The 18,948-nt window shown below is 65.5% G+C and carries 17 protein-coding genes, 1 pseudogene and 1 riboswitch; of the genes and pseudogenes, 15 read left to right on the top strand and 3 right to left on the bottom strand.

Features of this window, described 5'->3' with window-relative positions; all coding sequences use genetic code 11:
* Nucleotides 1-50 precede the first annotated feature (50 nt).
* Nucleotides 51-1,229 (top strand): MFS transporter, encoded by a 1,179-nt coding sequence (locus tag SJI00_RS21510; protein ID WP_322463701.1) that lies wholly within the window; start codon nucleotides 51-53, stop codon nucleotides 1,227-1,229.
* A 124-nt stretch (nucleotides 1,230-1,353) separates the two neighbouring features.
* Complete coding sequence (locus SJI00_RS22700) at nucleotides 1,354-1,506, top strand: hypothetical protein (RefSeq protein WP_416221073.1); 153 nt, start codon at nucleotides 1,354-1,356, stop codon at nucleotides 1,504-1,506.
* A 110-nt stretch (nucleotides 1,507-1,616) separates the two neighbouring features.
* Here SJI00_RS22700 and mqo read toward each other — a convergent pair whose 3' ends face one another.
* Nucleotides 1,617-3,269: a malate dehydrogenase (quinone) gene (gene mqo, locus SJI00_RS21500; RefSeq protein ID WP_322463700.1), complete on the bottom strand. Its 1,653-nt coding sequence runs from the start codon at nucleotides 3,267-3,269 to the stop codon at nucleotides 1,617-1,619.
* Nucleotides 3,270-3,558: 289 nt separating this feature from the next.
* Here mqo and SJI00_RS21495 point away from each other — a divergent pair, with 289 nt between their 5' ends.
* On the top strand, nucleotides 3,559-4,779 hold the full coding sequence (locus SJI00_RS21495; protein WP_322463699.1) for a putative DNA modification/repair radical SAM protein: 1,221 nt from the start codon (nucleotides 3,559-3,561) through the stop codon (nucleotides 4,777-4,779).
* Nucleotides 4,770-5,609 carry a TIGR03915 family putative DNA repair protein gene (locus SJI00_RS21490; protein ID WP_322463698.1) on the top strand — a complete coding sequence of 280 codons (840 nt, stop codon included), beginning with the start codon at nucleotides 4,770-4,772 and terminating at the stop codon, nucleotides 5,607-5,609. Before SJI00_RS21495 ends, SJI00_RS21490 begins: the two co-directional genes overlap by 10 nt.
* Nucleotides 5,610-5,864: 255 nt before the next feature.
* On the opposite strand, the gene SJI00_RS21485 is transcribed toward SJI00_RS21490, so the two are convergent.
* On the bottom strand, nucleotides 5,865-6,758 hold the full coding sequence (locus SJI00_RS21485) for a polyprenyl synthetase family protein (RefSeq protein WP_322463697.1): 894 nt from the start codon (nucleotides 6,756-6,758) through the stop codon (nucleotides 5,865-5,867).
* Between the two features lie 179 nt (nucleotides 6,759-6,937).
* On the opposite strand from SJI00_RS21485, the gene fni reads away from it, so the two are divergent.
* The 5 genes and pseudogenes from fni to SJI00_RS21460 all read left to right on the top strand — a co-directional run.
* Nucleotides 6,938-7,975, top strand: a complete 1,038-nt coding sequence (gene fni, locus SJI00_RS21480; RefSeq protein ID WP_322463696.1) for a type 2 isopentenyl-diphosphate Delta-isomerase — start codon at nucleotides 6,938-6,940, stop codon at nucleotides 7,973-7,975.
* Nucleotides 7,972-9,234 carry a glycosyltransferase gene (locus SJI00_RS21475; protein ID WP_322463695.1) on the top strand — a complete coding sequence of 421 codons (1,263 nt, stop codon included), beginning with the start codon at nucleotides 7,972-7,974 and terminating at the stop codon, nucleotides 9,232-9,234. The genes fni and SJI00_RS21475 overlap by 4 nt, the downstream gene beginning before the upstream one ends.
* Nucleotides 9,231-10,397, top strand: a complete 1,167-nt coding sequence (crtY, locus tag SJI00_RS21470; protein WP_322463694.1) for a lycopene beta-cyclase CrtY — start codon at nucleotides 9,231-9,233, stop codon at nucleotides 10,395-10,397. The genes SJI00_RS21475 and crtY overlap by 4 nt, the downstream gene beginning before the upstream one ends.
* Nucleotides 10,394-11,884: a phytoene desaturase gene (locus tag SJI00_RS21465; protein ID WP_322463693.1), complete on the top strand. Its 1,491-nt coding sequence runs from the start codon at nucleotides 10,394-10,396 to the stop codon at nucleotides 11,882-11,884. The genes crtY and SJI00_RS21465 overlap by 4 nt, the downstream gene beginning before the upstream one ends.
* A pseudogene (locus tag SJI00_RS21460) lies at nucleotides 11,881-12,810 on the top strand (phytoene/squalene synthase family protein); the annotation flags it as partial. The gene SJI00_RS21465 and the pseudogene SJI00_RS21460, both read left to right, overlap by 4 nt.
* Here SJI00_RS21460 and SJI00_RS21455 read toward each other — a convergent pair.
* On the bottom strand, nucleotides 12,734-13,294 hold the full coding sequence (locus tag SJI00_RS21455) for a sterol desaturase family protein (protein WP_322463692.1): 561 nt from the start codon (nucleotides 13,292-13,294) through the stop codon (nucleotides 12,734-12,736). The pseudogene SJI00_RS21460 and the gene SJI00_RS21455 sit on opposite strands and share 77 nt — an antisense overlap.
* Nucleotides 13,295-13,494: 200 nt before the next feature.
* Between SJI00_RS21455 and SJI00_RS21450 the strand changes: the two genes are divergently transcribed.
* The 6 genes from SJI00_RS21450 to SJI00_RS21425 all read left to right on the top strand — a co-directional run.
* Complete coding sequence (locus SJI00_RS21450; RefSeq protein ID WP_322463691.1) at nucleotides 13,495-14,667, top strand: acetyltransferase domain-containing protein; 1,173 nt, start codon at nucleotides 13,495-13,497, stop codon at nucleotides 14,665-14,667.
* 27 nt (nucleotides 14,668-14,694) lie between these two features.
* Nucleotides 14,695-14,947, top strand: a riboswitch (cobalamin riboswitch).
* A 126-nt stretch (nucleotides 14,948-15,073) separates the two neighbouring features.
* Nucleotides 15,074-16,081 carry an ABC transporter substrate-binding protein gene (locus SJI00_RS21445; RefSeq protein ID WP_322463690.1) on the top strand — a complete coding sequence of 336 codons (1,008 nt, stop codon included), beginning with the start codon at nucleotides 15,074-15,076 and terminating at the stop codon, nucleotides 16,079-16,081.
* Nucleotides 16,082-16,083: 2 nt separating this feature from the next.
* On the top strand, nucleotides 16,084-17,097 hold the full coding sequence (locus SJI00_RS21440) for a FecCD family ABC transporter permease (protein WP_322463689.1): 1,014 nt from the start codon (nucleotides 16,084-16,086) through the stop codon (nucleotides 17,095-17,097).
* Entirely contained in the window at nucleotides 17,094-17,882 is a 789-nt protein-coding gene (locus tag SJI00_RS21435; protein WP_322463688.1) for an ABC transporter ATP-binding protein, read from the top strand. The genes SJI00_RS21440 and SJI00_RS21435 overlap by 4 nt, the downstream gene beginning before the upstream one ends.
* A gap of 17 nt (nucleotides 17,883-17,899) precedes the next feature.
* On the top strand, nucleotides 17,900-18,340 hold the full coding sequence (locus SJI00_RS21430) for a pseudoazurin (RefSeq protein WP_322463687.1): 441 nt from the start codon (nucleotides 17,900-17,902) through the stop codon (nucleotides 18,338-18,340).
* The coding region (locus tag SJI00_RS21425) for an OprD family outer membrane porin (RefSeq protein ID WP_322463686.1) at nucleotides 18,337-18,948 on the top strand (612 nt) is incomplete at its 3' end. The genes SJI00_RS21430 and SJI00_RS21425, both read left to right, overlap by 4 nt.

The raw sequence follows: 18,948 nt of genomic DNA, 5'->3' as shown, positions 1-18,948 counted from the left end.
TTAACTTCCCTCAACATTCCACGATAGGTTTTTTGAGGAGAACAGTGCTGATGAATCGTCGCCTTGCCCTGCTGACAGGAACGCATGCCACCAACGATCTTTATCAGGGACTGGTGCCTGCTCTGCTGCCACTCATGGCGCTGGAGCGTGGTTATAGCTATACCGCGATCAGCGGACTGATGCTGGCCGCGACCGGCTTGTCTAGCGTCGTGCAGCCGCTGTTCGGTCTGTACGCGGATCGCCATCCGAGAGGCTGGCTGATTCCTCTGGGCTTTCTGGTCGCAGCGATAGGCATTGCCTTGGCCGGAATGAGTACCAGCTACATCGCGACCTGGTGTGCCATCGCGCTGAGCGGACTGGGCATCGCGGCCTATCACCCGCCCGCCACGGTTGCGGCGCGATTGGCAGGTGGCGGTTCTGGCAAGGCCATGAGCATCTTTTCGGTGGGGGGCACCCTCGGCGCGTCCTTCGCACCGCTACTGGCCACAAGCCTTGTCGGTGGCGGCGCACTCTCGCGTAGCTATTGGCTGGCGGTACCCGCCTTGGCCATGGGACTGGTGTGGTGGCTGGCCGCGCTTCGACGGGCCAGGCAGGTGCAGACAGTGCATTCGGCGCGCGCCGTGCCCCGGGCTACAGCGCCCAACGACTGGCCGGCATTCGGCCTGCTTGTGGCCGTGATCGTTGGCTGGTCCATCCCGTACGTCACCGTGTTGTCGATGCTCTCCATGTACATCGGTCACAACCTGGGCGGCACCGCGTTCCAGGGTGCCGCTGCGTTGACCGCGTTCACCGCGTCGGCTGCCTTGGGAACCTTGTGTGGCGGCTGGCTGGGCGACGCCTTCGGGCGCATGCGCACCATTCGTCTGGGTTATCTTGCAGCCGTGCCGATGTTGGGCGCGCTGCTGATAGCACCCACTGCCATGGCTGCGCTGATCTGCACATCGCTGTTAGGCGTTGCCATGTTCATTCCTTTCGCCAATCAGGTGACACTGGCGCAAGACTATCTGCCGCGCAACCCTGCCATGGCCAGCGGCATCACGCTGGGCCTCGCGCTGTCCGTTGGCGGCCTGGTTTCGCCCCTTTTCGGAATGATGTCGGACAGCCGTGGTCTGCGCTTCACATTGGCCTGCGTACTGGCTGTGCTGTGTGTCTCTACAGTATTGGCTCTGCGCATGCGAAATCGTCTTCCGGTCGAGCCGGTGATGGAAGACGGTCTTGCGCCTGTTTGAATGCCAGTCGTTGTATCGCTGCCAACTTGCCAGCGCTGGTTCGCTGAGCTGAGTTCAGGTGAGTTCCGGTCGCTATACAACGACGGTACGCGGTGCCTGCACCTGAAGGACCCAGGTGCGCTCCATGTCACTGTCGACCCTTGTCATCGCCCAGTTCCATGACATCGCGCCGCCGCGCACCCTTGCCGCGATCTGCTGCCTCCGTCGCCGTTCGATCACCGGCGGCCATGGCAGTGGAGCAAGCCCCATGCCGTCATCGAGCCTGAGTGATCGATGAACCTTGCGTATCGAGCTGTGGCTTGGTTCAGAGCATTTCGGTGCTGGGGTCATGGTGAAATAAAAAACCCGGCGCATCAGCGGCCGGGCTTTGTATCGCGTGCAACAGCCTTACAGATTCAGATCAGCATCCTTGTCGACGTTATCCTGCCCCAGCGGATCGATCTGCTCGGGGTTGGCCGGGTCCTGACGCTTGTCGATCTCCGGTGCGGGGGTGAGTTGCAGGATCTTGTTGGTGTAGTCCCACTCTTCCTGGACCTTGACCGGATCGTCATTGAGGTGCGTGCCATACGACGGCACGATCTGCTTGACCTTGTCCTGCCAGGCCGGGCTTGCCAGCTGATCCTTGAACATACGGTTGAGCACATCGAGCATGATCGGCGGTGCGGTCGAGGCGCCTGGCGAGGCCCCCAACAGGCCGGCGATGGTGCCGTCCTTGGAGGTGACCACTTCGGTGCCCAGTTTCAGCACCCCGCCCAGGTCAGGGTCCTTCTTGATGATCTGCACGCGCTGGCCCGCTTGCCACAGGCGCCAGTCTTCTTTCTTGGCGTGCGGGAAGTAGGTTTGCAGCGCCTCGAAGCGGTCGTCGTCAGACTGCATCACCTGGCCGACCAGGTACTTGACCAGGTCGAACTCGCGCGCACCCACCCGCACCATCGGCCAGGTGTTGTGCAGGGTCATGCTGCCGAACAGATCGAGCAGCGAACCTTCCTTGAGGAACTTGGTGGAGAACGTGGCGAATGGCCCAAAGAGGATCACGCGCTTGCCGTCGAGCACGCGGGTGTCGAGGTGCGGCACGGACATGGGCGGCGCGCCGGTCGAGGCGATGCCGTAGGCCTTGGCCATGTGACGCATGGCAACCTCCTGGTTCTCGGTGACCAGGAACGAGCCGCCCACGGGGAAGCCTGCGTACTCCTTGGCCTCTGGGATGCCCGACTTCTGCAGCAAGGTCAGCGCCTTGCCACCGGCGCCGATGAACAGGTACTTGGCGTTGGTCGCGCCTTTGCTGCCGTCCTTGAGGTTCTTGTACTCGACATGCCAGGTGCCGTCATCGTTGCGGGTGATGTCCTGCACTTCGGTGGACACTTTCACATCGATGTTCGGCCGGCTTTGCAGGTAGCTGACGTATTGGCGGGTGATTTCACCGAAATTGACGTCAGTGCCGATCGGCGTCCAGGTCGCGGCCAGCTTCTGCTTCGGGTCACGCCCTTGCATCATCAGCGGCACCCACTTGGCGATCTGCGCGGGGTCTTCGGAGTACTGCATCGGGCGGAACAGCGGGCTGGCTTGCAGGGCTTCGTAACGTTTTTTCAGGAAACGGATGTTGTCGTCACCCCAGACGAAGCTCATGTGCGGGGTGGAATTGATGAACGAGCGCGGGTTCTTCAGCACGCCTTGCTGCACCTGCCAGGCGAGGAACTGGCGGGTGATCTGGAACGATTCGTTGATCTCCACCGCTTTGGTGATGTCGATCTTGCCGTCTTTCTCGGGCGTGTAGTTCAGCTCGGCCAGCGCCGAGTGGCCAGTGCCGGCATTGTTCCAACCGTTGGAGCTTTCCTCGGCGACCTTGTCCAGGCGCTCGACCATCTCCATCGACCAGTCCGGTTGCAGTTCGTTGAGCCAGACCGCCAGGGTCGAGCTCATGATGCCGCCGCCGACCAGCATGACATCCACTTGCTTGGTCTCAGCCGCCTGTGCGTTGCCCAGCGCGACTGCGATTGCCAGGCCCGTCAGAGCCTTGTGCATCGTGTTGTTGCCCTTCATGTGTTCTCCCTCGGGGTCGTCTGCGCCCCGATTGCCTTGATGTACCCCATTCACGTGGCCGCTGGCCTTCCAGGCCAACGGCAATGACGCCGCGCTGCCGTAACAGTTGGCTGCACGCGGGTGGCGACGAGCGCCCACCGGCCTGCGGCGTGTGCTGTTGAGGCCCCGCCCCCTCAGTAGTTCCGCGATATCGGCCATAGAGGGCAAATCGGCCATTACCCGACCACCAGCACTTGCCAGCAGACGCATCTGCAAATACTGTATGAATATTCAGTGCCAGGTGCTTGCCATGCAATTGATCGCCAAACTGGGCATCCTTGCCGATGCCGCAAAATACGATGCGTCCTGCGCCAGCAGCGGCGCGCCCAAGCGCAGCTCCAAAGGCCGCGACGGACTTGGCGCGACCAATGGCATGGGCATCTGCCATAGCTATACCCCCGATGGCCGCTGCGTCTCCCTGCTGAAGATCCTGCTGACCAACTTCTGCCTGTATGACTGCCAATACTGCGTCAATCGCCGCTCCAGTAACGTGCCGCGCGCACGCTTCAGCCCTGAGGAAGTGGTGCGCCTGACCCTGGATTTCTACCGGCGCAACTGCATCAGCGGGTTGTTTCTCAGCTCAGGCATCATTCGCTCAGCCGACTACACCATGGAGCAGTTGATTCGTGTGGCCAAGCTGTTGCGCGAGGAGCAAAACTTTCGCGGCTACATCCACCTCAAGACGATTCCCGATGCCGATCCACTGCTGATCGCCGAAGCCGGGCGTCTGGCTGATCGGCTCAGCGTCAACATCGAGCTGCCCACCGACGAGAGCTTGCAACTGCTGGCGCCCGAGAAGAGCGGCGTCACCATTCGCCAGGCGATGGGGGTGATCCACCAGGGTCAGCAAGCGGTGGCGAACGAGCCAAGGGCGCCACGCTTCACCCCGGCGGGGCAAAGTACCCAAGTCATCGTCGGCGCCGATGCCACCGATGACAGCACGTTGCTGCGCAACGCCGAATCGCTGTACCAGGGCTATGGCCTGAAGCGGGTGTACTATTCGGCGTTCAGCCCGATCCCCGACAGCCCGGACAGTGTGCCGTTGGCCGCCCCGCCGCTGCTGCGCGAGCACCGGCTGTACCAGGCAGACTTCCTCATGCGCGGCTACGGCTATAACGCCGGCGAACTGTTCGAGAAATCCACGAACCTTGCGCTGGACATCGACCCGAAGCTGGCCTGGGCGTTGGCCAATCGCGAGTCCTTCCCGATGGACGTCAACCGCGCCGAACCTGCGCTGCTGGCGCGCATTCCGGGTATCGGCCTGCGCAGCGTGCAGCGCCTGGTGGCGCTGCGGCGCGAACGGCGCATTCGCTATGACGACCTAATCCAGCTGCGCTGTGTCCTCGACAAAGCCCGGCCATTCATCATCACCAGCGACTACCGCCCCTCCGATGCCGATCAGCGCAGCGGCTTGCTGCGTGAGCGCTTGCGTGAACCGCAGGCGCCGGTGCAGATGGGCCTGTGGGGATGATCGCGCTCGACTGCGATGACCTGTTCGGCACCTGGCGCCGCCAGGCCAGGACCTTACTGGGCCATGGTATCGACCCGTCCCAGGTGACGTGGAAGCAGGGCCTGATGGACGATCTGCTGGCCGTACCGATGCCGCTACCAGAAGGCCCCGGCCCCTTTCGCGCCACGGTGCCGGCGGCGTTGCTGGAGCAGTTGCAGCAGGCCGCCCGCTACCACGGCGAGCAACGCTGGAACCTGCTGTATGAGGTGCTCTGGCGCGTGGCCCATGGTGACCGCACGGCGATGATGGCCGGCGACCGGCTGGGCAGTGAACTGCAGCGGCGCATCAAGCAGGTCAGCCGCGAGGCTCACCACCTGCATGCTTTCGCGCGTTTCGTGCCCTTACCCGCGCCGCTGGCCGAGCGGCTGCAACTCGACCTGGTGGCCTGGCACGCCCCGGCCCACGACATTCTGGAGAGCGCCAGCGGACACTTTGCCGAGCGCCTGGGCCGCCAGCGCTGGCTGATCGCCACCGAGCGCGATGGGGTGATGTACGACGGCAAGCAGATGGACTACCGCCGCGTATGCCCGCCTGAATGGCAACAGTGGGCGCAGCATGCTGATGATCCAGGCGCCGAGCTGTGGCGCACCTACTACCGCCACATCTTCAACCCCGCCCGGCTCAACCCGGATGCGCTGCGCCAGCACATGCCTGGCCGGTTCTGGCGACATTTGCCCGAGGGGATGCTGATTCCGCAGTTGGTCGGGCAGGCGCGGCATGGCAAGCAGCGCGACGGCCAGGCGCCGGAGGTGGCGCAGCAGGTGGGCAAGCAGATTCAGAAGAAGGGGTAACTGAGTGGCCACGGGCCGGGCAAGTACCGCCACTGGCTGCAGCGCATACCTGCCTGTCAGACGCGACTTCAGTCGCAAGGGTCGGCGCCCAGGGCGCCACTACTCAGTTTCGGCCGATTTGCGATGATGAGCACTGGCGCAGCATTGCCGCGCCTGCTGGCTGGAAACACTCTACCGGGAAAAAACATAACCCGATCGCTTAGAGAGCCGCTGTGAGAGCGACCGGGGTTGCGATGGACGATGCAACCTCCCCGCTCATGCAAACAACCGCTCCAACAACACACCCAGCGTCTGGTCACGCAGCGATGCCTGCTCAAGATGACCTTGTGCGGCCGCCACATGCCCTTGCAGGCGGCGACGAACCTTGAGCTCACCACACAAGGCAACCAGCGTCGACTTGCCGTCGTCCTTGCCTTGGTCCTTGCCACTGCTTGGGTCACGGTCGCGCAGATCGTCGCGCAGTTGAAACGCTTGGCCCAGCTCTTCGGCAAAGCGGTGCAACGGTGTGCGCGTGCTGACCGGCGCATCGGCAAGGTCGCAGGCCATGTCCATGATCGCGGTGAACAGTACACCGGTTTTCAGCTGGTTGGTTTGCGCGATCTCGCCCACGGTGCGGGTGCCGCTGCCTTCGCGCAGGTCCTGCAGTTGGCCTTTGACCAGCCCTTGAACGCCAATGGCCTGCGAGAGGGTCGTCACCAGGTGGTTGCGCACCTCGGGACGCACGCCATCGATGGCTGCCATCAAGCCGAAGGCATGGCTCAACAAGGCAATGGCTGTGAGCACGGCGACATCTTCGCCAAAGGCCAGGTGCAGGGTGGCGCGGCCGCGGCGCAGCTCGGCGTTGTCCATGCACGGCAAGTCATCGAGTACCAGCGAGGCGGCATGCACCAGTTCCACCGCACACGCCACATCCATGGCCGCTGCACGCGAGGCGCCCAGGCCTTCGGCAGTCAACACCAGCAACAAGGGCCGCAGACGCTTGCCGGGCGCCAGACTGCATTCGCGCATGGCCGCAGCGACCAGATCACGGGCATTGCCGGGGCTTGGCAACACCGCATCAAGGCGGGCCTCGAACGCCTCGCGCAGCGGCTCGAGGGCGTCCGCCATGGCGCATTCGGCGCTCACCGGCGTGGTTGCTGTGGTCGTCATCCTGGCCTCTTATTCGTTGTGCGATGGCTTTGCTACGGGTGCAAGGAACGACTGGAACACGCCGTTGCCTGATGCAATAACTCACAGCTTAGCTATACAACGTAAACTATGTTGTACAACTCTTACACCAAGCACTGACACATACCCAGACAAATGATTCACCGGTCATGGAACCCGGCATGAAGAAAAACACCCTGAGCCAACGCAAGGACGACCACCTAGACATCGTGCTGGACCCCACACGGGCCATCACACACACCGACGGCGGCTGGTCGAGCCTGCGCTTGGAGCACTGCGCGCTACCCGAACTGGCCCTGGACGACATCGACCTGAGCAGCCGCTTTCTCGGCAAAACACTGCGCGCCCCGCTGCTGATCAGCTCCATGACCGGCGGTGCCGCGCGGGCCGAATCGATCAATGCTCACCTGGCCGAAGCCGCCCAGCATCTGGGGATTGCCATGGGGGTCGGCTCGCAGCGGGTCAGCCTGCGTGAAGGCTTCGAGCAGGGCCTGACCCGCGCGCTGCGCCAACGCGCCCCCGATGTGACCTTGCTGGCCAACCTCGGCGCCGTGCAACTGCGCGAGGCCGACGGCCTGGATCTGGCCCGCCGCGCGGTCGATAGCCTACACGCCGACGCCCTGATCCTGCACCTCAACCCGCTACAGGAAGCGGTGCAGCCTGAAGGGGACCGCGACTGGCGTGGCGTGCTGCTGCTGATCGAGCGGCTGTGCCGCGAGCTTGAGGTGCCGGTGATCGCCAAGGAAGTCGGCGCCGGCATCAGTGCGCCGGTGGCCATGGCCCTGGCCAACGCAGGGGTGCAGGTGATCGATGTTGCCGGCACGGGTGGCACCAGCTGGGCGGCCGTCGAGGCCGAGCGCGCCAGCGATCCTGCCGACCGCGCGGTGGCGATGGCCTTTGCCGACTGGGGCATGTCCACCGCCGCCTGCCTGCATGAGGTGCGCCGGGCGTTGCCGGGCATGGCGCTGATTGCCTCGGGCGGCATCAATGATGGCGTTGAAGCGGCCAAAGCGATTCGTCTGGGCGCACAACTGGTCGGCCAGGCTGCGCGGGTGCTGCCGGCGGCCATGCAATCGACCGAAGCGGTGCTCGCGCACTTCGACATTCTGTTGCGGCAACTGCGCATCGCCTGCTTCTGCACCGGCTCACGCAACCTTGACGCGCTACGCAGCGCGCCTCTGCAAGCGCCCCACGGATGACCCACTTCGCGGTCGTTGCACCGCCCTACCCCAGCCATTTCCAGGCATTGCAGGCGGTGGCCGGCGCGCTGCTGGCGCGCGGGCATCAGGTGACCTTTTTCCAGCAGGGCGACGCCGCCCGCTGGCTCGATGATCCGCGCCTGGGTTTTGTCGCCCTCGGCGCGGCCAGCCATCCACCGGGCAGCCTGAATGAGGCGCTGAAACTTGCCGCCGCACCCAACGGCCCGCTGCGCCTGCGGCGTTTGATCGGGCAATTGGCGGGCACCAGTGCGATGCTCTGCCAGGCGCTGCCTGACGCCTTGCGCGCCGCGCAGGTCGACGCCGTGCTGTGCGATCAGATGGAGCCCGCCGGCGCCCTGATCGGTGAAGCCCTGGGTTTGCCGATCATCTCCATGGCCTGTGCGCTGCCAGTGAACCGCGAGGCCGGCGTGCCGCTGCCGGTGATGCCCTTCGGGCCGGGCCGTGATGCGCGGCTGTATGAAGGCACCGAGCAGGTGCATGACTGGCTGATGAAACCCCTGCAGGCGGTGATCGACGACACCTGCCGTCGCCACGGGCTGCCGGCGCGCCACGGGCTGCAGGGCTGCCTGTCGCCGCTGGCACAGATCAGCCAGACCCTCGCAGCCTTTGATTTTCCGCGCCGTGCTCTGCCCGACCATTTTCACGCCGTCGGCCCGTGGCGCCGCAGCAGTGAGGCGGTCGGCGACTGGCTGCTCGACCCCGACCGCCCACTGGTCTTCGCCAGCCTCGGTACCCTGCAGGGCCATCGCTTCGACCTGTTCTTGCGCATCGCCCAGGCGTGTCGGTCGTTGAACGTGCAACTGTTACTGGCGCACTGCGGTGGGCTCGACAGCGACCAGCAGGCGCGCCTGCGCCACAGTGGCGCCACCATCGTCACCGACTTCGCCCCGCAGCAATGGGCTGTGCGCGTCGCACACGTGGTGATCAGCCATGGCGGCCTGAACACCGTGCTCGACGCCGTCGCAGCACATACTCCGCTGCTGGTGCTGCCGATTGCTTTCGATCAGCCGGGTGTGGGCGCGCGCGTTGCCTACCATGGGCTGGGCGAGGTGCTGCCACGCTGGGCCGGTGCGCGGCGTATCGCCGCTAGCCTGGGGCGATTGCTGGCCGCGCCGTTGGCCGAGCACCCGGCGCTGACCGCTGCCTTGAACCACGCCGGGGGCGCTCAACGCGCCGCCGATATCATCCAAAGGGCCGTCGACAGCCGGCGGCCCGTCCTGAGCAGCGACTTTTCATGACGATCGACCTGATTCTGGCCGGCGGCGGCCTGGCCAATGGCCTCATCGCCTGGCGTCTGCGCCAGACCCGGCCCGAGCTGAACGTCCTGTGCCTGGAGGCTGACGCCGCGCCCGGCGGCAACCATACCTGGTCGTTCCACGAAGCGGATCTGAGCCCCGCTCAGCGCCGCTGGATCACGCCGCTGGTGACGCACACCTGGCCCAGCTACCAGGTGCATTTCCCGCACCTCTCGCGGCACCTGGGCAGCGGCTACGCCAGTATCGACAGCGCACGCTTCGCCGAGGTGATGAGCGCCGCGCTGGGCACGTCGCTGCGCTGCAACAGCCACATTCACGCGCTCGACACCAGCAGCGTCACCTTCGACAACGGCGAACGCCTGTTCGCCGGTGCGGTGATTGACGGGCGCGGCCCACAGCTCAGCCCGCACAGAGTCCTGGGCCAGCAAGCCTTTCTCGGCCAAGTGCTGAAACTGCGCCAACCCCACGGCCTGGCTGCGCCCATCGTCATGGATGCGCGCGTGCCGCAAGGTGACGGCTACCGTTTCGTCTACGTGCTGCCGTTCAGCCCCGACACGCTGTTGATCGAAGACACCCATTACGTCGAACGTGGCGCGCCAGACGCCGCGCAATTGCGTGAACACATTGGCCAATACCTGCGACAGCACGGCTGGCACCCAGAACAGGTGCTGCGTGAGGAGCATGGCGTGCTGCCGATTACCCTGGCCGGCGACTTCGACGCCTGGAGCGTCGAGCAAGGTGGCCAGTTGCAGTCTGGTCTGCGCGCCGGGCTGTTCCACTGCACCACGGGTTACTCCCTGCCCGAAGCGGTGCGCCTGGCCGATTGGCTGGCGCGCCAGCCGCGCCTGGACCACGCCAGCCTCGCCCCGGCCTTTGCCGAGTACCAGCGCCAGCGCTGGCAGGCGCAGGGCTTTTATCGATTGCTCAACCGCATGCTGTTCCTGGCTGGCAAACCGCACCAGCGCTGGCAGGTCATGCAACGTTTCTACCGGCTGTCCGAGCCGCTGATCGCCCGCTTCTATGCCGGGCAGAGCACGTGGGCCGACCGCCTGCGTGTGCTCAGCGGCAAACCGCCGGTGCCTGTTGGTCAAGCGCTGCGCGCCGCGCTGCGTTACTCCCCCCGCCATTTCGAGGAACATTCATGACCCCTGGTAAAACGGCTGTCGTCATCGGCGCCGGCCTTGGCGGCCTGGCCCTGGCCATCCGCCTGCAGTCTGCCGGCGTTGCCACCACCTTGCTGGAGCGCCGCGACCTGCCAGGTGGACGTGCCTATGTGTACAAGGATGAAGGCTTCACCTTCGACGCCGGCCCGACGGTAATCACCGACCCGTCGGCCATCGAAGCCTTGTTCGAGGCGGCGGGTAAATCCATGCGCGACTACGTCGAGCTGCTACCGGTGACGCCGTTCTACCGCTTGTGCTGGGAAGACGGCACGCAGTTCGACTATGGCAATGATCAGGCCGATCTGGAGCGCCAGATCCATGCGCTGGAGCCGGCCGACGTCGAAGGCTATCGGCGCTTCCTGGCCTATTCCAAAGAGGTGCTCGCCGAGGGCTACATCAAGCTCGGCGCGGTGCCGTTTCTGTCGTTTCGCGACATGCTCTCGGCCGGTCCGCAGTTGGCGCGGCTACAAGCCTGGCGCAGCGTGTACGGCATGGTGGCGAAATTCATTCGCAACGACAAACTGCGCCAAGCGTTCTCGTTCCACGCGCTGCTGGTGGGCGGCAACCCGTTTTCCACCTCGTCGATCTATACCCTGATCCATGCCCTTGAGCGCGAGTGGGGCGTGTGGTTCCCGCGTGGCGGCACCGGCGCCCTGGTGGCCGGCATGGCCAAGTTGTTCGAGGACATCGGTGGGCGCCTGGTGCTCAATGCCGATGTCAGCGGGTTCGACACCGAGGGTGACCGCGTCACCGCAGCGCGTACCGCCGATGGCCAGCGCTGGCCGGCTGACGTGATCGCCTCCAACGCCGATGTGGTGCACACCTACAGCAACCTGCTCGGCGCCCACCCGCGCGGGCGCAGCGAGGGCGAACGGCTCAAGACCAAGCGCTTCAGCAACTCGCTGTTCGTGGTGCATTTCGGCCTCAAGCGCGAGCAACCGCAACTGCGCCACCACACCGTGTGCTTTGGCGCGCGCTACAAGCCGCTGATCAAGGAAATCTTCGCCGGCCCCCACCTGCCCGAGGATTTCTCGCTGTACCTGCACACGCCGTGCGCCACCGACCCGAGCCTGGCCCCGCCCGGCTGCTCCAGTCACTACGTGCTGGCGCCAGTGCCGCACCTGGGCAATGTCGACGTCGACTGGCGTGAAGAGGCGCCGCGCTATCGCGATCGCATCTTCAGCTACCTGGAGCAGCACTACCTGCCGGGCCTGCGCGACGACCTGGTGACCTGCCGCACCTTTACACCCATGGATTTCAAGGAGCAGCTCAACGCTCACCTGGGTTCGGCGTTCTCGCTGGAACCGGTGCTGCAACAAAGCGCCTGGTTCCGCCCGCACAACCGCGATGGCCAGATCGGCAATCTGTACCTGGTCGGCGCTGGTACCCACCCAGGCGCGGGCGTGCCGGGGGTGATCGGCTCGGCCAAGGCCACTGCCGGCCTGATGCTGGAGGACCTGCACGGATGAGCGACGCCGTTGCCGATCCGCTGCTGCAACATGCGCTGAACAGCATTGCCGTGGGCTCGAAGAGTTTCGCCAGCGCCTCGCGCCTGTTCGACCCGCCCACCCGGCGCAGCGCGGTGCTGCTGTATGCCTGGTGCCGGCATTGCGATGACGTCATCGACGGCCAGGAGGCCGGCCACAACGCCGTGCCGTTGAGCCAGGCACAGGCGCAACTGCGCCTGGCTGAGCTGCGCGCCCTGACCCAGACCGCCTACCTCGGCGCACCGGTCCAGGACCCCGCATTCGCCGCCCTGCAGGCGGTGGTGCAGCGCCATGGCATCGCCCGCGAAGAGGCCCTGGACCTGCTGCAGGGTTTTGCCATGGATGTCGAGGAGCGGCAGTACCAGACCCTCGCCGACACCCTGCAATACTGCTACCACGTGGCCGGTGTCGTCGGGCTGATGATGGCGCGGATCATGGGCACCCAGGATCCGCAGATACTCGATCGCGCCTGCGACTTGGGCCTGGCCATGCAATTGACCAACATCGCCCGGGACATCGTCGATGATGCCAAGGTAGGACGCTGTTACCTGCCGCAGCAGTGGCTGGAGGAATTGGGCATGACGCCGGCGACCCTTGGCGAGCCGCAGCATCGCGCAGCCGTGGCGCGCCTCGCGACACGCTTGATCGACGCCGCCGAACCCTATTACGCCAGCGCCGAGGCTGGCCTGGCCGCCCTGCCCTGGCGCTCGGCGTGGGCGGTGGCCAGTGCCGGGGCGGTGTATCGGAAAATTGGTATTCGGGTACGGGCGGCGGGCGCACAAGCGTGGGATACGCGAACCTCGACCGGCAAGCTGGAGAAGTTCGGTGCACTCAGCGGGGGGTTGTGGACGAGTCTGTTACGCCGCTTGCGTCGTTATCCGCCGCGTGACCCTCTGCTGTGGACGCGCGGGCCGCAGCCGAGCGCAACGGCCCAGCGTGCTGGGCGCGTAGCTGCGCCTTGAGGCGATCCACAGGCGGGGCATAGACGAAGCCGAAGGACACACAACCCTCACGGCCATCGACCGCGTGATGCATCAGGTGCGCCTGGTACAGGCGTTTGAGATAGCCGTTGCGCGGCACGTAGCGGAACGGCCAGCGGCGATGCACCAGGCCATCGTGCGCGATGAAGTACAGCAATCCGTAACCGGTCATGCCGGCACCGATCCACTCCAGCGGATGCCAGCCGGCGTTGCCCAGCGCGATCAGAATGATCGCCAACCCAGCGAACACCACGGCATACAGGTCGTTCTTCTCGAACCAGCCGGTGCGCGGCTCGTGGTGCGAACGGTGCCAGCCCCAGCCGATGCCGTGCATGAGGTACTTGTGAGCGGCCCAGGCAAAGACTTCCATGCCGGCCAGGGTTGTGAGAAAGATGGCGAGATTGGTGAGCATGGCGTCCGTTCGATTCGATCAGGTGAGCTATGGAGTGTTGCGCCTAGGATAGCGTTCCCCCGTGTAACATGGGCAATGGCGTGACGGGTTGATCTGAGTGGGTAGATCCGTGACCGAAGATGAAAGAGGTAGTGGCTTTTATGAAAAATGTTATAGGATAACGTTCCATTTAAAGCCCACCCTCTTGCCTGCGATCTTTCATGACAAGCGCTAACGCCACCCCCCTCCCTACGCTGATCACCCAACGCCTGCAAAGCATCGACGCCCTGCGCGGGCTGGTGATCCTGTTCATGCTGCTGGACCATGTCCGCGAAACCTTTTTCCTGCACCATCAGGTCGGTGACCCGATGGATGTGTCCGCCACCGAACCCACGCTGTTCTTCAGTCGCACCCTGGCGCACCTCTGCGCGCCGGTGTTCGTGCTGCTCACCGGCCTGTCAGCCTGGCTGTATGGCGAGAAATACCAGGGCCGCGGCGATGTGTCGGCCTTCCTGTTCAAACGTGGGCTGTTCCTGGTCGTGCTGGAATTCACCGTGGTCAACTTCGCCTGGACCTTCCAGCTGCCGCCAAGCGTGGTGTACCTGCAAGTGATCTGGGCCATCGGCGTCAGCATGATCGCCCTCGGCGCGCTGGTCTGGCTGCCGCGCCCGGCACTGATCGCGGTCGGGGTGGTGATCATCGGCGGGCACAACCTGCTCGACCACCTGCACTTCGCCCAGGGCTCGCCCCTGCACGTGCTGTGGGCGATCCTGCATGACCGTGGCTGGCTGGACGTGTCCGAGCACATGCGCTTGCGCACCTCCTACCCGGTGCTGCCGTGGATTGGCGTGATCGCCCTGGGCTACGCACTGGGGCCGTGGTTCGCCCGCGCTGCCGATGCCAGCGTGCGTCAGCGCCGACTGCTGATCGTCGCTGTGCTGGCGCTGCTGGCCTTCATCGGCCTGCGCGTGCTCAATGGCTACGGTGAGGCGCCGTGGAGCAGCTACCCCAGCGCGCTGCAGACCTTCATGAGCCTGATGAACATCACCAAGTACCCACCGTCGCTGTTGTTCCTGTGCCTGACGCTCGGTTGCGGCCTGTTGCTGCTGCGCGGTTTCGAGCGGGCCGGCCAGGCACGCTGGATCGGTGTACTGGCAGTGATGGGCGCAGCCCCGATGTTCTTCTACCTGCTGCACCTGTATGTGCTGAAGGTCGCCTATGTGCTGTGCGTGGCGGCGTTCGGCCTCAATCACGGGCAATACTTCGGCTTCGACAGCATGGGTGCGGTGTGGCTGTGTGCGGTGCTCCTGGCCGCCGCGCTTTATCTGCCAGTGCGTGCTTTCGCCCGCCTCAAGGCACGCCGGCGCGACATTGCCTGGCTCAAATACCTGTGAAAAGGTTCCCTGGCCTGCGGGTGATGGTCTACCATGCCGCCCGCCGGTTTCCCCTCAGGAATTAATAGGGAATTCGTGGCCCGCTCGATCGCGCGGCCAAACGAAACTGCCCCCGCAACTGTAGGTGCCGAGCCTGCTCCATCGATGCCACTGGATACCTGGCGCTGGTCGAACGCTTCTGCGCAGCTGCAGATCGCTTTCGCACAGAGCCTGATCCGGGAAGGCTGGAGCCAGGCCATGACGCACCAGTCAGGAGACCTGCCGGCACACAATCACCGACCGGCGGGGTGTCCGGGACGGCCATCGGCACCCTGTTCAGGGTGGCGCCGCTTGCCTTCATGCAAGGGGTGCCGACGATGCCTGTCCGTGCGCGCGGCCCGCTGCACCACGATAGGAGATCGTCTTCATGCTTCGTTTCGCCGCCCTCATTGCAGGCTTGGGCCTGTCTGGCCTGGCCCAGGCCGCCGCCACCCACTATCCGCTGACCGTCGACAATTGCGGCAAGCCGCAGACCTTCGCCCAGGCGCCACAACGCGCCGTGACCATTGGCCAGGCCGGCACCGAAATACTCTATGCCTTGGGCCTGGGCGAGCGCCTGGCCGGCACTTCGCTGTGGTTCAACGACGTACTGCCCGAATACAAGGCGCAGAACGACAAGGTCGAGCGCTTGGCCTACAACGACCCAAGCTTCGAAGCCGTGGTCGGCAAGCGCCCGCAACTGGTCACGGCGCAGTTCGAGTGGATGGTCGGTGAGCACGGCGTGGTGGGCACACGCGAGCAGTTCCACGAGCTGAACATTCCCACCTACCTGCTGCCTTCGGACTGCGAGGGCAAGGACAACCTCACCGGTGCCGACGGCACGCGCCTCCAGCCGTTCCAGATCGACACCCTCTACAAGAGCGTCAGCCAACTGGCCGAGATCTTCGACGTGCAGGCGCGCGGTGAAGCGCTCAACGCCGACCTGCGTGGCCGGCTGCAGAAGGCCAAGGCTCGGTTGGCCGACAAAGACCTGTCCAACACCAGCGCACTGTTCTGGTTCTCCAGCGCAGACCTGGACATCGACCCCTACGTCGCAGGCCGGCAGGGCGTGGCCGACTTCATGCTGCAGACCCTCGGAGTGCGCAACGTGGTCGAGTCGCACGAGGAATGGCCTACCGTCGGTTGGGAAACCCTGGCCAAGGCCAACCCAACCTGGCTGATCATCGCGCGCATGGACCGCCGCCGCTTCCCGGCAGACGACTACCAGAAAAAACTCGAATTTCTGCGTACCGATCCGGTGGCCAAGCACCTCGACGCTGTGAAGAACGACCGCATCATCATTCTCGACGCCGACGCCATGCAGGCCGGCATCCGCCTGTTCCGTGGGCTGGAGACGCTGTCTGCTGCGTTCGCCAGCGGTAAAGCGGCGCAGTGAGCATGCGCGTACTGCCCGCCTGCGCCCTCGCCGCCCTGGCGCTGATGGCGGCCGTGCTGGCCGGGATCAGCATCGGCGAAACCGCTGTGGCGCCGCAGGTGGTGTTCCAGGTGTTGGCCAATCACCTGTGGCAGGCCGGTTACCCGATCGACCCGATCGATGCCGGCATCGTGTGGAACTACCGCCTCCCCCGCACCCTGGTGGCGGCCGCGTGCGGCGCGGGCCTGGCGACCTGTGGGGTGATCCTGCAGGCGCTGCTGCGCAATGCCTTGGCTGAGCCGTACCTGCTCGGCCTGTCAGCCGGCGCCTCGACCGGCGCGGTGGCGGTCGGCCTGCTGGGCATCGGCAGCGCAGCGCTGTCGTTGTCGGCGGGTGCCTTCATCGGCGCGCTGGCGGCGTTCGCGCTGGTGCTGCTGCTGGCGCGCGCCGCCGGGCCTGCGCACAACAACGCGCAGGTGATTCTGGCCGGCATCGCCGGTTCGCAGCTGTTCAATGCCATCACCGCGTTTCTCATTACCAAGTCGGCCACCGCTGAGCAGGCACGCGGCATCCTGTTCTGGCTGCTGGGCAACCTCAGCGGCGTGCGCTGGCCCTCGGTGACGCTGGCACTGCCGGTGGCCCTGGCGGGGCTGATAGTCTGCCTGTGGCACCGGCGCAGCCTGGATGCTTTCACCTTCGGCGCAGACTCGGCGGCGTCACTGGGCGTGCCCGTGCGCCGTACGCAGTTGCTGCTGATCAGTACGGCAGCATTGGTGACGGCGGTGATGGTCTCGATCGTCGGCGCCATCGGTTTCGTCGGCCTGGTGATTCCGCACGCCCTGCGCCTGCTGTTCGGCCCGGGCCACAGCCGGCTGCTGCCGGCCAGTGCCTTGGGTGGGGCGTTGTTCCTGATCTGCGCCGACATCCTCTCGCGCACCTTGATCACCGGCCAGGTGATTCCGGTGGGCGTGGTCACTGCGCTGATCGGCGCGCCGGTGTTCGCACTGATTCTGGTCAGCCGCCGGGGGCGTCCATGAGCAACCTTGCCGCTGTCCGATGGGCGCCGCTGAGCTGCACGGGCCTGGGTTTGCGCATGCGCGGCCATGACCTGCTGCAATGCATCGACCTGCAACTGATCGCCGGGGAAACCCTGGGTGTGGTCGGGCCCAATGGCTCGGGCAAGTCGACCCTGCTCAAGCTGCTGGCCGGGCTGCGCGTGCCGAGCCAGGGCAGCGTGCACGTGCTTGGCCAAGCGCTGGCCAGCCTGCCCCGACGTCGTGTGGCGCAGACCCTGGCGCTGGTCGAACAGCACGCCGACACCCATGACGCCATCGGCGTGTTCGATGCCGTGGCGCTGGGCCGTACGCCCTGGCTTTCGGCGCTGGCGCCGTTCGGCGCGGCGGACCGGGCCATCGTCGAACAGGCGCTGGTCGACGTCGACGCCGTGCACCTGCAACGGCGCCTGTGGGGCGCGCTGTCTGGCGGTGAACGCCAGCGCGTGCACATTGCTCGCGCGCTGGCACAGCGCCCGCAGGTGCTGCTGCTGGACGAGCCGACCAACCACCTCGACATCCAGCACCAACTGAGCCTGCTGCACTGCGTGCAGGCGCTGCCGATCACCAGCGTGGTGGCACTGCATGACCTGAACCAGGCGCTGACCTGTGACCGCCTGGCGGTGCTCGACCAGGGTCGGTTGGTCGCCCTCGGCGCGCCGCTCGACGTGCTGACCCCCGAACGCCTGCTGAGCACCTTCGGCGTGCACGGCCATTACCTCACCGATCCCTTTGACGGCACACGCATCCTGCGCGTACGCGCGCCCTGAACCTGGAAGTTCCAAGCATGACCCTCAAACCTGCTGCAGTACTGCTGGCCGGCCTGATGACCGCGCCGCCGGCCCTGGCCGCCACCTTCGACGTGAAGATGCTCAATCGCGGTGCCGACGGCGCCATGGTCTACGAGCCCGATCACGTGCGCATCGCACCGGGCGACACCGTGCGCTTCGTGCCGACCCACGCCAGCCACAATGCCGCCAGCGTGCCTGGGCTGTTGCCCACTGGCGCCGAGGCGTTCAAGAGCAAGCTCAATCAACCGGCCGAGCAGACCTTCAGCGTGCCCGGTCTGTACGGCATCCAGTGCCTGCCGCACGTGGCCATGGGCATGGTCATGCTGATTCAGGTGGGCGATGCCGACCTCAAGACCGTGCAGCTACCCGATACGCTGCCGGCTCGCGCCAAGGCGCGCTTCGCAGCGCAGTTGAACACGCTGGAGGCCGGCCAATGAGCGCGCTGAAACGCACGGCATTACTGCTGCCCTTGCTCGGGGCGGCCCCCATGGGCATGGCTGCTGAGTCGGCCCAGGGCGCAGCCAAGGGTTTTGTCGAAGACAGCCGCTGGAACGTGCTCAACCGCAGCGTCTACGACCGCCGCGACTACCACCACGGCTCGCTCAACGGCAGTGCGCGCAACGCCTACAAGCCGCGCAGCGAACGCAGCGATCTGGCTGAAGAATGGGGCTATGGGCTGATGGGGACGTTCACCTCGGGCTTCACCCAGGGCACGGTCGGTTTCGGCGTCGACGCCCACGGCTACCTCGGGGTCAAGCTCGACAGCGGCGGTGGCCGCGCCGGTAAGGCGCGTCTGCTCAACGTGGACAACGACGGGCACCCCCAGCGCGACTATGGCCGCGCCGGGGCCGCCGTTAAAATGCGCGTGTCCAACACGGTGCTGACCTACGGCGAACAGCGGGTCAAGACGCCCGTGTTCAGCGCCTCTGACAGCCGCCTGCTGCCGGAAACCTTCACCGGCTGGTGGCTGGTCAGTGACGAAATCGACACCCTCAAGCTGGTGGGGGGGCACTTCACCGCCAACGCCGACCGCAACGCGTCCAAT

The sequence above is a fragment of the Pseudomonas gebzensis genome (assembly GCF_034427815.1).
Taxonomy (GTDB): domain Bacteria; phylum Pseudomonadota; class Gammaproteobacteria; order Pseudomonadales; family Pseudomonadaceae; genus Aquipseudomonas.
This window is presented reverse-complemented; position numbering and strand designations above follow the sequence as displayed.

What these genes read in the sequence shown, in the direction of transcription:
- SJI00_RS21510 (WP_322463701.1), top strand. Translation starts at nt 51, where the DNA reads ATGAATCGTCGCCTTGCCCTGCTGACAGGAACGCATGCCACCAACGAT.
- SJI00_RS22700 (WP_416221073.1), top strand. Translation starts at nt 1,354, where the DNA reads ATGTCACTGTCGACCCTTGTCATCGCCCAGTTCCATGACATCGCGCCG.
- mqo (WP_322463700.1), bottom strand. Translation starts at nt 3,269, where the DNA reads ATGAAGGGCAACAACACGATGCACAAGGCTCTGACGGGCCTGGCAATC.
- SJI00_RS21495 (WP_322463699.1), top strand. Translation starts at nt 3,559, where the DNA reads ATGCAATTGATCGCCAAACTGGGCATCCTTGCCGATGCCGCAAAATAC.
- SJI00_RS21485 (WP_322463697.1), bottom strand. Translation starts at nt 6,758, where the DNA reads ATGACGACCACAGCAACCACGCCGGTGAGCGCCGAATGCGCCATGGCG.
- fni (WP_322463696.1), top strand. Translation starts at nt 6,938, where the DNA reads ATGAAGAAAAACACCCTGAGCCAACGCAAGGACGACCACCTAGACATC.
- SJI00_RS21475 (WP_322463695.1), top strand. Translation starts at nt 7,972, where the DNA reads ATGACCCACTTCGCGGTCGTTGCACCGCCCTACCCCAGCCATTTCCAG.
- crtY (WP_322463694.1), top strand. Translation starts at nt 9,231, where the DNA reads ATGACGATCGACCTGATTCTGGCCGGCGGCGGCCTGGCCAATGGCCTC.
- SJI00_RS21465 (WP_322463693.1), top strand. Translation starts at nt 10,394, where the DNA reads ATGACCCCTGGTAAAACGGCTGTCGTCATCGGCGCCGGCCTTGGCGGC.
- SJI00_RS21455 (WP_322463692.1), bottom strand. Translation starts at nt 13,294, where the DNA reads ATGCTCACCAATCTCGCCATCTTTCTCACAACCCTGGCCGGCATGGAA.
- SJI00_RS21450 (WP_322463691.1), top strand. Translation starts at nt 13,495, where the DNA reads ATGACAAGCGCTAACGCCACCCCCCTCCCTACGCTGATCACCCAACGC.
- SJI00_RS21445 (WP_322463690.1), top strand. Translation starts at nt 15,074, where the DNA reads ATGCTTCGTTTCGCCGCCCTCATTGCAGGCTTGGGCCTGTCTGGCCTG.
- SJI00_RS21440 (WP_322463689.1), top strand. Translation starts at nt 16,084, where the DNA reads ATGCGCGTACTGCCCGCCTGCGCCCTCGCCGCCCTGGCGCTGATGGCG.
- SJI00_RS21435 (WP_322463688.1), top strand. Translation starts at nt 17,094, where the DNA reads ATGAGCAACCTTGCCGCTGTCCGATGGGCGCCGCTGAGCTGCACGGGC.
- SJI00_RS21430 (WP_322463687.1), top strand. Translation starts at nt 17,900, where the DNA reads ATGACCCTCAAACCTGCTGCAGTACTGCTGGCCGGCCTGATGACCGCG.